General features: G+C 48.6%; 9 protein-coding genes. All 9 read right to left on the bottom strand.

Translation table 11 applies throughout. The features are described 5' to 3' along the window. Window positions 1-2: 2 nt before the first annotated feature. The 9 genes from AB6805_RS29015 to agaR all read right to left on the bottom strand — a co-directional run bounded on the left by AB6805_RS29015 (window position 3) and on the right by agaR (window position 11,900). On the bottom strand, window positions 3-1,100 hold the full coding sequence (locus AB6805_RS29015; protein WP_370912934.1) for an amidohydrolase family protein: 1,098 nt from the start codon (window positions 1,098-1,100) through the stop codon (window positions 3-5). Window positions 1,101-1,115: 15 nt separating this feature from the next. Beyond that, a complete protein-coding gene (locus tag AB6805_RS29010) occupies window positions 1,116-1,931 on the bottom strand; it encodes a family 16 glycosylhydrolase (protein WP_370912933.1) in 816 nt (271 codons plus the stop codon). 30 nt (window positions 1,932-1,961) lie between these two features. Further along, a complete protein-coding gene (locus tag AB6805_RS29005) occupies window positions 1,962-2,681 on the bottom strand; it encodes a carbohydrate-binding family 9-like protein (protein ID WP_370912932.1) in 720 nt (239 codons plus the stop codon). Then, complete coding sequence (locus tag AB6805_RS29000; protein ID WP_370912931.1) at window positions 2,678-4,135, bottom strand: RagB/SusD family nutrient uptake outer membrane protein; 1,458 nt, start codon at window positions 4,133-4,135, stop codon at window positions 2,678-2,680. Before AB6805_RS29000 ends, AB6805_RS29005 begins: the two co-directional genes overlap by 4 nt. A gap of 11 nt (window positions 4,136-4,146) precedes the next feature. Beyond that, window positions 4,147-7,215: a SusC/RagA family TonB-linked outer membrane protein gene (locus AB6805_RS28995; RefSeq protein ID WP_370912930.1), complete on the bottom strand. Its 3,069-nt coding sequence runs from the start codon at window positions 7,213-7,215 to the stop codon at window positions 4,147-4,149. A gap of 50 nt (window positions 7,216-7,265) precedes the next feature. Beyond that, on the bottom strand, window positions 7,266-8,354 hold the full coding sequence (locus AB6805_RS28990) for an amidohydrolase family protein (protein WP_370912929.1): 1,089 nt from the start codon (window positions 8,352-8,354) through the stop codon (window positions 7,266-7,268). A 150-nt stretch (window positions 8,355-8,504) separates the two neighbouring features. Further along, entirely contained in the window at window positions 8,505-9,890 is a 1,386-nt protein-coding gene (locus AB6805_RS28985; protein WP_370912928.1) for a beta-galactosidase, read from the bottom strand. Between the two features lie 127 nt (window positions 9,891-10,017). Then, complete coding sequence (locus tag AB6805_RS28980) at window positions 10,018-10,881, bottom strand: EamA family transporter (RefSeq protein WP_370912927.1); 864 nt, start codon at window positions 10,879-10,881, stop codon at window positions 10,018-10,020. A 236-nt stretch (window positions 10,882-11,117) separates the two neighbouring features. Further along, on the bottom strand, window positions 11,118-11,900 hold the full coding sequence (gene agaR, locus AB6805_RS28975; protein WP_370912926.1) for a transcriptional repressor AgaR: 783 nt from the start codon (window positions 11,898-11,900) through the stop codon (window positions 11,118-11,120). Window positions 11,901-11,945 lie beyond the last annotated feature (45 nt).

Here is an 11,945-nt window from a genome sequence, read left to right as displayed (position 1 = left end):
GATTACTTTCCTCCTTTGTACAGTCCCAGTATTTTCGAAGCATTCCCGTTATAAATCTTCTCCAATACTTCATCCGGCAGGTACAATCCATAAATCATCCAGCGCGCCTGCATATGATGACTGGGCGACGGATCTATATATTCATCCTTTGTTTCCAGGAAACGGTAATAAATACGATAGGCTGCTGCATCACAAGGCGTGTCTGTGCCAAACAATACCCTGTCCTGGTATTTGATCAGGAAATCGCGCGCGGTATACGGTTGTCGCCCAAGCTCACTGATGCGCGCAGAAATCTCCACATATAAATTGGGATATTTATCCAGCCAACCGGATACCCGCTCCAGTTCCTCCGGCAGGTTGCCTACATGTGCACCGATAAAAATAGTTTTGGGGTGACGTGCAACGATATGATCGCGTTGCGTGAGTATGGCCTCTTTGGAGGGGAACTGCGGCCCGTAAAAGGACCAGTCCGGGTGTGCGCCCAGCTCATCGTACCGTTCATTATAGCGGTCTACCGGCGTAAAAAAAGCTTTTGGATCAGACACGTGTATCAGTACCGGGATTCCGAGCTCACCGCATTTCTCCCAGAAGGGATCGATGCGCGGATCATCTACCGGCACCAGCTTCCCGCTTTTGTCCTTTATGATCAGCCCAAGTTCCTTGGCAATCTTTACACCCCGTATGCCCATTTTCACGGCTGCTTCCAGTTTCTTTCCCTCTTTTATACCAAAATCGGGTTCATCAATCCGGCTGAAGTCGGGCCGGAAAAATACGAGGAACCTGTCTTTTGATACGGCTTGTGAAGCCTTCAGGTGATCCAGGTATTTGTCACCGGCAGAATAAGCGTCCAGGCTAACACATTTTATCACACCGGCTTTATCCATTTCCGACAGGTAGTGCGCGGTATTTTTTAATTCGCCCAGGTGGTTATGAATATCTATCACCGGGAACTTCGGCTTCATCACGCTGGTTTGTTTCACTACCAGCTGACTGCGTGGCTGCCAGTCGAGCAGTTTAAGATCGCCTTTTTGCGCGAGCAGTATCACGGGCAACAGCAACAAATGAAGCACCGCTATCAGGCGGCTGATATTTTTTTTCATGTTCATTTTTTTTTGTCATTTCAGTTCATATACGCGTACATAATCAATAACAAAATCTGCCGGAAAGATGGTATGATCAATACCCTGTTCCGCGCCCCAGTCACCGCCTATGGCCAGGTTCAGCAAAAGGTATTGTGGCACATGATAGGCCCATTTGCCTTCGGGCACATCTTTCTTGTCGTAAGAAAAATATTTCTGGTCATCAAAGAAAAAATCGATCCGGTCCTTATACCACTCAATGGCATACACGTGAAAGTTCTCCCAGGGTTTTTCCACGGTGATCTTTCCGCCACGGCTGCCGCCATCATAACCCGGATGGATGTTGGCATGGATGCTGTTGGGATCATGTCCAACAAATTCCATGATGTCAATTTCAGAATACACCTGGGTAGAATCACCGGGACCCCAGGCCATGTTATTACCCAGTGTCCAGATAGCCGGCCACACGCCCCTGCCATGTGGCAGTTTGGCCCGTACTTCCACCCTGCCGGTAGTAAATTCAAAAATATCTTCTGTGTTGAGGCAGGCAGACGTAAATTCTCCACCGCTGTCGGAAGTAACGAAGCTGGTGCCGCCCTTGATCAAACGCAGCGGCTCTTCTTTGATCGCCCTGATGATCAGGTTCCCGCCTTCCACATGTGCATTTTCGTAGCGGTTTTTGGTGTAATACTGCGCTTCGCGATGTCTGACAAAGCCTTCTTCATATCGCCATTTTTGGGGATCCGGATGCCCGGTATAATTAAATTCATCCGACCATACCAGCTTGCCCTTTTGCGCAAAGGCAATAACCGGCATTACAAAAAAGATACAGGCTACTAATTGTTTTATCATCTTCATACTATTAAAAAATTAAAAATTGATTTATTCAAATACCAGGTAACCGAATTTTTCTATCTCATGAAAACTCTTCCCTGTCAGCCGCCACGACCACTCCGCTTCCCCTTTGTCGTAGTCTACCCGGTACAGGTTTGCTTTCCAGGTAGTTCCCCTCCGGGGATGAATATTTTGTAATGGCCGCAGGAGTTTAAAAGGAATAAAGAATTCTGCCGTCCAGCTTTTGACCACAGCATTGCTTTTCTTTTCGCCTCCCTGTACGGTGGTGGCGTGCTGCGTTTTCCTGTCGGCATCATAATGAAATGGCTGCCAGCGCACCAGGTCGCCCCGCTGGTTGGATATCAGAATAGGCAATTCATAGTTCAGCGGAGAAATTTCGTATTCAAAATAAGCCAGCTGCAACGTGTCCGGCCACAGGAATACTTCGGCCACGTCTTCTGTCCACAGATCCAGGAAATCCGCCTGCATGGAGGCGCTGATCCGTTGGTCCGCGCAATCGAAGAGGAAGTATATCCCGTTGGGTGAATACAGGGCCTTTACTTTTGTTGATGCAGGCGACTGCCCGCTGCGTTGCGGCAGCGTGATCCACGCCGTCTTGCTCCAATCCGGGTGACTGCCATCGCCGGTTACCGTAAAGTCGCTGGTAGCGGCTACTTTCAGCACCGCGGGTTGCTGCGCAGCTAATGACATGTTACAGCAGATCCCTGCAAGCACCAATACCCGTTTACAATATAACAGCATGATCATGGATTCTGAGTGAGGTTAGGATTAAGGCCGGTTTCGCGTTCGGGAATATAATTGATCACCTGCGGGTCTGTTGGCTGGATGGTTTGATCATACTGATTGCTGCCATGAAAGCCGGGATAGGCGCGCACCATGGGACGGTTGTTGCGGTACAGGTCATACGGCCGGTGGGCTTCAAACGCCAGCTCCAGGCGGCGTTCTTCCAGCACTACATCCAGTACGGACGCGCGGCCTTTCAGATTGCCGGTGGTATATAACGCGGCACCTGATAAACCGGCGCGGCGGCGGATCAGGTTCACATCATCAATGGCCGCTTGCGCGTTACCCAGTTTGGCATTGGCTTCTGCGCGGATCAGGTACATCTCCGCCAACCGCAGGATGACCGGTGAACTCAGGTTAGCCACCCCCTCCTGCCAGTTATATTTGTTGATAAAATATACCGGCGTCTGGTTGCGTAACTGCATGTTGCCATTGGCATCACGCTGTGGCTCCACAAAGCTGTGGCGCACATCCCCGGGATACTGGTCCAGCAGTTTCACAAAAGCAAGAGAGGCGTATACTTCTCCCCAGCCGGTTGATTGTGTAACCGGATCATTATAATACATGGAGCCGATCGCATCTTTACCCCGGTCATCTGCTACCGTATGCCTGATGGCAAAGATCGTCTCGGGATTTTCTTCCGGTATCACGCGGAAATACGTTTTATAAGGCTGGGTTTCCATCAGGCGATAGCGGTTGGAGCTGATCACCTTATTGGCATATAACAAAGCATTGGCGTTATCTTCCATGTACAGGTACACGCGCGATAATAACGCCTCCGCTACTTCCCTGGATGCAAAGGCCGCACTTTTATTTTCTTTCATTAACGTGGCTGCATGTTTGAGATCGGCTATCACAAACGCATATACGTCTTTTACGGAACTCCTCGCAGGGCGGTCATCTTTTGTATTGTCTTTGATCACCACGCCGGGATTATTACCGGCGCCCTGCGGGTAGGGTCTTCCGAAAAGACGTACCAGGTCGAAATGCGCCATGGCCCGCAGGTATAGGTTCTCTCCCTTCAGTTGGTCCAGCTGCTGCGACGTGCCATCATTTATTCTTTCAATAATGGCATTGGCAGAATAAATCACCTTATAAGCGCCCTGCCAGAACTGTTCGGTATTTCCCATTCCGGGAAAATGAGTATAGGTATAGGTATAAAATACCTGGTCGCCCGTAGCGCCGCTTAATGCCACATCATCACCAGGATATTCCCCCAGCTGGTTGAGATTTTTAGTGTACATCCTGTCTACCAGCCCGGAATAAACCCCATAGGTGGCTGTCTGCAGGTCTTCCGGCGTTTCCAGGGCCGCATCATCCGATTTACCGTTATACGGCTCCAGGTCTTTGCTGCAGCTGCCGGTTATGACTACAATAGCGGCAGCGAGTGTATAATATTTAAAGAGATTTCTTTTCATAGCTGCTGTTTTTAAAAGGTGACATTAATACCAAACAGGACTTTCTTCGCCAGCGGATATTTAGTGCTGTTCTGCTGGAAGTTGTTACCGCTTTCTCCTGCCGGCTGCGAATATGGGCGCAGTCCCATTTCAGGGTCCATACCGGAAAAACGGGTCAGCGTCCAGAGGTTATCGCCGCTGATAAATATCCTTGCATTATTCACCTTGATCCTTTGCAGGAAAGATTCCGGCACATCGTAAGAAAGGGTGATGTTACGCAAACGCAGGTAGCTGCCATCTTCCAGGAACCGGGATGATTCCAGGTCAGAATTTTTATTGCCGGCGTATACTGCTTTGGGATCTGTGGCCATGTCTCCCTCTTTCTGCCACCTGTTATGGTTCTTAGGCAGTACCCTTGAATTAGAAGTAGGTTCGCTGCCATCGTTCGTGTTTTCTTCATATACCTGGTTGCCACTTACGAAATTGAAGAAGGCGCTGAGCGTTATCCCTTTCCAGGTAAAGCGGTTGTTGATACCACCGGTAAAATCGGGCGAAGCGCTGCCGATGTACTGCAAAGTGGCATCATCGTATGAATTAGTGGTACCAATGGTTTGCTTGCCGTTGGCATCTGTACTCACCACTTCCCAGAGCGGGTCGCCGCTCTTCGGATCTACGCCTGCCCATTTACGCATATGCCAGCTGTAAAGGTCGCGGCCTTCGCTGATCCACTGCAGGGATGAGTAAGGTATGTCTTCATGGTTGTTCAGCTTCAGTACCTTGTTCCTGTTGATGGAAAGGTTAAAGCTGGTTTCCCATTTAAAGCGGGCGCCATTTATGTTTTTTGTATTCAGGTTAAACTCTATTCCCCTGTTGCGCACCGAGCCTACGTTACGGGTAACATAAGCATATCCGCTGGTGTAGGGAACCGGTACATCCAGCAACAGGGCGCTGGTGGTTTTATCGTATACATCTACGGTCAGGGATATACGTTTTAACAAATCTATATCCAGCCCGATGTTGGTTGTCTTTGATTTTTCCCAGGTGAGATCCGGATTTTGTAAAACAGATGGCACGGAACCCGGATTGGATGCATACTGTGAGGTGTAGGCATAAATGCCTAACGACTGGTAATCTCCGATTTCCGCATTACCGGTAATACCATAGCTGGCCCTGATTTTGAGCTGATCTATGAACCGCTGCCCTTTCATAAACGATTCGTTGCTCAGTATCCAGGAGCCACCTAATGTGTAAAAACCCGCCGAGCGGTGATTGGCCCCAAAGCGGGATGACGACTCATTGATGTATGCACCGATGAGATTATACTTTTCGCGGAAGGTATAATCGACCTGCACCAGTCCTTTTGTAAAACGGTTCTCCGACTTGCTGCCGGGGCCAAAGGGCGACTTCTGGATGTTAGCCGCTGCATCCATGATATGCAATCCTGCCGGGATCTTGTTGCCATACAGGCTGTTGTTTTCAAAATAGTTCTTCTCCCCTTCTGCTACCGCTATGGCACTCAGCGCATGTTCGCCAAAGGTGCGCTGGTAATTAAGCCGGTTGGAGGTAATCAACCTGTTTTCATAGCTGGAATTGTTATACATTTCTCCCAGTCCCCTGCCTGCTTTGGAACGCACATCATAATACAGTTCACTGCGCAGGTTGGAATAACTTACACGGTTATACGAAGAAAAGGTGAGATGTGGTGTGATATAATAATCAAGATTGATGTCGGCATAGGTGGTCAGCTGCTTTCCTTTATCATAATTGAATTGCCATCCGTGGAGGAAGTTGTCGTGTTCCCGGCCTATCCATCCTTCTTCAGTGCCCATCTTTATGGAGCCATCTGCGTTATACGGGTTATCCCAGGGCAAATTGATTTTCGACAATACCAGTGCGCCGTAATTTCCGGAAGCTTCATTTTCAAAATTGCGGGAGGCTGCGTTGATCCTGGTGCTCAGCTTCAGTTTCTCATTAATGCGATGGGTGATATTGGCCCGCAGGTTGTATACTTCGTTACTGGTATGCCTGATAATACCATCTTCCTTGTAATAATTTCCGGAGACATAGAACTGCGTTTTATCAGATCCACCGGATACAGATAACAGGTGATTCTGGGTAAGACCCGTACGATAAGCGAGGTCCATCCAGTCGGTGTTCTGTGACAACAGGCTGGCAGGGCGATCCCTTGCAAAATCGGCGGGAGCAAAATAACTTTTCTGGTAATCATACAGCTGCTGGCTGTTCATGAGCTGCATATTGCCCATGCTCATTTTATTGAAGCCCACGCTGGAATTCAGGCTGATCTGTGTTTTACCGGCCTGGCCGGATTTGGTGGTGATGATAACTACGCCGTTGGATGCCCTGGCGCCGTATAATCCTGCTGCCGCGGCATCTTTCAGGATGGTAACGGAAGCAATATCGTTCGGGTTGGCGGTGCCGCCAATGATACCATCTACCACGTACAGCGGTCCGGAGCCGGCGGTAATAGAACTGGATCCGCGGATGGTAACGTTAGCGGCTACACTGGGATTACCGGAGGCATTTTGCACCACCACACCAGCAACCTTTCCCTGCAACAGGCTGGCTACGTTATTGGAGGTGACATCATTTAATTGTTTTCCGGAAACCACGGCTATGGAGCTGGAGATCTGCGATAACCGTTTCGATGTGTAACCGGTTACCACTACCTCATTCAGGTTGGCATTTTCAGCTTCCATCTTCACCGCTATCCTGTTACGGCTATTCACCGTTATTTCCTGCGATGCATATCCCATGGCCTTAAAAACGAGGTTCCCTTTTGCGGGTGCCTTTACCTGGTAATGCCCCGTGGCATCGCTGGCAGTACCCGTTTTCAGGGAAGGCACGTATACGGTTACACCGGGAAAAGGATTTCCTTTTTCATCCGTGATCAGTCCGGATACAGGTATCAGCGTATCTTGCTGCAGTTGCGCATTGGCAGCGGCGCTTTTTTGTCCACTGAAAACAAGCAGTAACAGGATCAGGCACACATGACAATACAGGTATTTTCTTTTAGCGTCGTTGCGCTGTCTTTTGGTTGACGGCCCGGTCAACGGGCCCTTCTTCATACATTGGAAATACATACGCTTACGGTATTAGGTAGTCTGTAAATAGTTGATCGCTGGCTGATTCTTCATAACTGCATTAACTTCAAAGCATTCAAACGGTAAATTTTTTCCAGTATGGCGGCACTTAATCCCAGCCCGTATAAAGGCCAGTGATAAGTGAATATTTCATGTTCATAAAAATGATCGTCTGTCGTTTCCATAATCCGGAAAGCAGTACGGTAAAACTTAGCGGCATATTCCATATTCATTTTAGGATCATAACCCAGATCGGTACCAAATAGCAGCCGGTCCTGGTACTTTTCATAAAACGCTTTGGCAAAACGCGGAATGGTGGCGGTTTCTGCAAACCTCGCGGCATTATCTACATACAGGTTAGGATACTGATCCAGCATTTTCCCTACTATGCTGAGATCATAGGTGCAGTTGGCAAAATGACAGGCGATGAAAATGGTACCGGGGGTGTCCCTGACTACGTTTTCAAAGGTCTTTATCAGTGTGGGATGGTCCAGGAGTCCTGGCTGAGTGTGATCTATGCGCCACTCGTAGGCATTCATTAATCCGTCGTTCGTGGCATCCATCGGCAGGTACATCCACATGGGATCTGCGATGTGTATGTTCACCGGCATATGCAGCTGGCCACATTTTTCGAACAGTGGCTTCATGCGCGGATCATCCAGGTGCAGGCCGTATCCGGCTACAGGGCGGGAATAAAATTCACCAAGACCTTTGTCGCCCAGCTCTCCTACGCCTTTTGCTCCCATCCGGTGGCAACGTTCCAGTTCTGCTACCGCATGATCAATCCAGCTGTCGCCTGGCTGGTCGTAACCGGTGTAGTCGAATCCGCACCACAGATCAAAGCGGTTGGCATAATCTGCATATTGCTTCGTAACGGCATCAAAGCCGGCGCCGGTTTCAAACGTAAGGACCGTGCTTTTTTCAATATTGGCGTCGTCCATGCGGGCAATCCATTTGCTTACATCCAGCTCCGGCTGCCATGCGTGGGTATGCATATCAATCACCGGGAAAGCGGCTTCCACGATGGCTGTTTCCGGCGTTTTAAATATCGACTTCGGCCGGTAGTCCTGTAATCTGATATGTTCCGGTGATGACGAAACATCTGCTAATGGCTTTGGTTTTACTTTGTCGAGATCCATAATCATCTGTTTTTAGAATGTCAGTTTATTTTTCAGCAGGATATAAAATATTTCAATCATGGTACAAGGCGACGGGCTGAAAATAAGGCCAGATGGGGAATACCCGGAATACCCGGGCATTCCCTGTTGATCTGTTCTTTCATATAGGCGTTACGGTAATGTAACATATTTTGCCTCGTATGGATTCAGGTTTACTGCTAATGTGTTGTTGATCTTTGTTTTTTGTATGGCCGCCGTTTTATTGATCATCAGGATCTTTGTTTTGGAAGACATGACCATCACCCGTTGTTCATCTGATACCGTAGTGGTGCATAAGTTAGTACCCGCCGGAAAATAGGTGTTAAAATTTTTGTACAGCGAATAATTCCTGAATGGTTTACCACCGTTCGGCACCAGGGTACTGCTGAAAAAGTTGCTTACATTCCCTTCTCCTTCCTGCTGTTCAGGCGCCCAGCGCAGTGATGCGGCATCGCCGGCCAATGCGTGGTGTATCAGCATACAACCCAGTGCTGCGGGCTGAATGGTGGTATCTGTGTTCAGGCCCACATAATCTTCCGACCACCATATAGGCAGTGTGGTTTGTGAATGCAGCCAGTTGCTGGCATCCCTGAACTTCTTCGTAGAGGCGATCACGTTGGTAGCAACCCCGTCTTTTGAATCCACGCCTCCGTCTACGCAGAGGAAGTCGCCGCCATGTTTGTTCTGCAGCCAATAGGTTACTACATCGAGGCAACGTTTATCCAGTTCTCCGTAAGTGGGATCTGTGATGCCGCTATGCGCGTTGCCGGGCGCACTATGCCAGGAATCTATCCCGATATACGGGCCACCGATGATGGCATCCGGGCGTGCCGCTTTCACAGAGTCATATACCAGGTTATACAGCCGGGTATAGCGCACATAATCCCAGCGGTTATTCGTTTCGTCCCACATACTTTTCAGCTCATTCCATACCTGGAAGGTTTTTACCGCGGGATAACGTTTCGCTACCAATGCGCACAGGTGGGCAAAATCCTTTTCATGTTCCGGTAATGGCGCCCATTCCACTTTACTCCAATCCGTATCGCTGCTGTCTTCATACTTTCCCGGCGCCCAGTCGGGGTCTACCATCCAGGTGGGGGCCGTGGCAAGAGTGATCACCGGTGTTGATTGCATGGCGGTCATCATGTTTACACGGAGGTCCAGTGATTCCCAGTCAAATACACCGGGTCTTGGCTCAATGTTATCTGCGCCGAAACCGAATATATGCTGGTTGTGATAAACAACCGCTCCTTTCAGCAAATTGGTCCCCCTGGTAATGGAGGGGCCGTCACCCCAGGCGTCGAGGTTATTTTTCATATAGGTCACACCCAGCTTGAGCGAACTGGTCATCAGCACAGCATTTTTGTTTACCGTAATTTTCACGGTATCTGCCAGCAGGCCGCCTTTGGTGAGCGATGCTTCTGCAGACAGTATTTTTGGATCAACTTTACATGATCCGGCAAAGAGGGCTATCATAGCCGGGGCGATAAGGAATTTTTTCCATGTTAGCGTGGTCATTATGTGAGGTTTTTCCAGTGCTTTTATTTTTTATGCACTGCTGGTGAACAATAAATAAAATCAATACTCCGTATAGTCGCGGGCGTTATAAACGCCCGGACAGTTATGTTTCTAATCGTATTTATTTTTATTCAGACAGGATGAAGATCGCCACCGCTGCCAGCAGCAAACCTGCTGTCAGCACCGCATCCGGCACTACTCCATAAATAATGAGGGAAAGAATGACTGTGATGACAGATGACAAACTGGTGAGCGGTATTACAATGATCGCTTTGCCGTAGCGTAGTGCATATACCAGCATCAGGGCGCCGATGGCATTTAGCAGGTGAATGGGAACAGCCAGCCCAAACCCTTTCCATCCCCAGTTGATGGCGCCGGAGAAGTTTGTCATGCCGATGGCCGCGGGCACCAGCAGTAAAGACGACACTGTCATATAAAAAAAGATACTTTCTGCTTTCATACGGCTATTGGCAAACTTCATCACAAAGCCCTGGGTGGCCCACATCACAAACACGAGCATGGCCATGATCAGCCAGGTGTAGCCCTGCGCCTGTTTATTCTGTCCTGGCTGAAAGGCCAGGAAAAATGCGGCCAGCAACGCCACACCAATACCCAGCCACTGCCTGCGGGAGCAGGTTTCCCCGAGGAACACCACCGACAGCAGGATGGTGAGCAGCGGGAACAGGGCAATGAGCGGAAATAAAATATAGGCTGGTCCTATCCGCAATGCCTGGAAAAGGATGAGTTGTCCCCCGGCGCCGAGCAGGCCCACCATAGACCCCAGGAAAATATCCCGCGGCGTATGTTCCAGTTGCCACTTCACTATCCGCAGCGCTGCAATAGCACAGGGCAGCATGGTCAGCGTCCACACAATATATCCGAGCGTTGCCGGGAAGCCGGCTTTTTCAGGTATTTCTATAAAAGCCCCCCATACTCCTACAAATACAGTATTGATAGCGGTATATAAAAGCCAAAGCCGGGATTTGTGCATACGCGGATATTTGTTGTTTCAAGGCGCCTTAACCTTCGAAACCTTGTTTTTTATTTTAAAACAAAGTAAATATAAGTTTTTTAAATAGAAAACAAGCAATAAATATTTTTTTAGAAAGATTTTGAAGATAGATAACAAAGGAAACGAAGGCACCAGGTATATAAAAGCCGGAAGCCGCAAAAACGACCATAAAACAGTCGTCTTTGCGGCTTCCAGCTTTGCGGGGGAAATGAATGTTATGCTATAATCACCTTTACGTCCAGGTCTTCCAGCCGCTTCTTATCTTCTGCGGAAATACCGGCGTCGGTAACTACGGTGTGGATTTTATTTACAGGGCAGATAAATGCCAGGCTCTTTTTGTTAAACTTACTGGAATCCGCCAGCACAATCACTTCGTTGGCGATTTCTATCATGATTTCATTCAGGTAGGCTTCTTCCATATTGGGCGTATAAATACCATTGCGGGTATCAAAGCCATCTACCCCAAGAAAAACCTTATCTACATGGAAACTGCGCAGGTTCTTTTCGGCCAGCGGACCAACGAGCGACATGGAATTTTGCCGCAGATAGCCACCAGGGATGATTACATTGATATTTGGATAGCCGGAAAGCATGTTCACAATGTTCATGGCATTGGTGATGACGTTCAGGCTTTTGAAAGACTGCATATGCTTTACCATCTCCGCGGTAGTGGTACCCGAATCAATGATCATGGTATCGTTTTCACTGATGAGGGCAGCTGCACTTTTACCGATCGCCACTTTTTCGACGTAATGAATTTTATTCTTTTCACTGATCCGCTGATCCACTCCCACATTATTCTCCAGCTTGATAGCTCCGCCCCTGGCCCGTAACAGCATATTCTTCTGCTCCAGCTGGTCCAGGTCGTTCCGGATGGTCACCTCGCTTACATTAAATTCCTTGCTTAGTTCACTGATGATCACCTGGCCATTTTTATACAGCTTCTGCAGTATTTCTTTCCTCCTGTTTACAGTTGATCCGTTTTGGCTCTCTTCCATTTGCAGTTATTTATTTTGAGATTTTACTATTACAAGCCAGCTAAG

Source organism: Chitinophaga sp. RCC_12 (assembly GCF_041360695.1).
Lineage (GTDB): Bacteria > Bacteroidota > Bacteroidia > Chitinophagales > Chitinophagaceae > Chitinophaga.
The sequence above is the reverse complement of the archived record's forward strand: the minus strand, read 5'-3'. Positions and strand labels throughout refer to the sequence as shown.

Coding starts and splice junctions, on each gene's coding strand:
- AB6805_RS29005 (WP_370912932.1), bottom strand. CDS start 2,681: ATGATCATGCTGTTATATTGTAAACGGGTATTGGTGCTTGCAGGGATC.
- AB6805_RS29015 (WP_370912934.1), bottom strand. CDS start 1,100: ATGAAAAAAAATATCAGCCGCCTGATAGCGGTGCTTCATTTGTTGCTG.
- AB6805_RS29000 (WP_370912931.1), bottom strand. CDS start 4,135: ATGAAAAGAAATCTCTTTAAATATTATACACTCGCTGCCGCTATTGTA.
- AB6805_RS28995 (WP_370912930.1), bottom strand. CDS start 7,215: ATGTATTTCCAATGTATGAAGAAGGGCCCGTTGACCGGGCCGTCAACC.
- agaR (WP_370912926.1), bottom strand. CDS start 11,900: ATGGAAGAGAGCCAAAACGGATCAACTGTAAACAGGAGGAAAGAAATA.
- AB6805_RS28990 (WP_370912929.1), bottom strand. CDS start 8,354: ATGGATCTCGACAAAGTAAAACCAAAGCCATTAGCAGATGTTTCGTCA.
- AB6805_RS28985 (WP_370912928.1), bottom strand. CDS start 9,890: ATGACCACGCTAACATGGAAAAAATTCCTTATCGCCCCGGCTATGATA.
- AB6805_RS29010 (WP_370912933.1), bottom strand. CDS start 1,931: ATGATAAAACAATTAGTAGCCTGTATCTTTTTTGTAATGCCGGTTATT.
- AB6805_RS28980 (WP_370912927.1), bottom strand. CDS start 10,881: ATGCACAAATCCCGGCTTTGGCTTTTATATACCGCTATCAATACTGTA.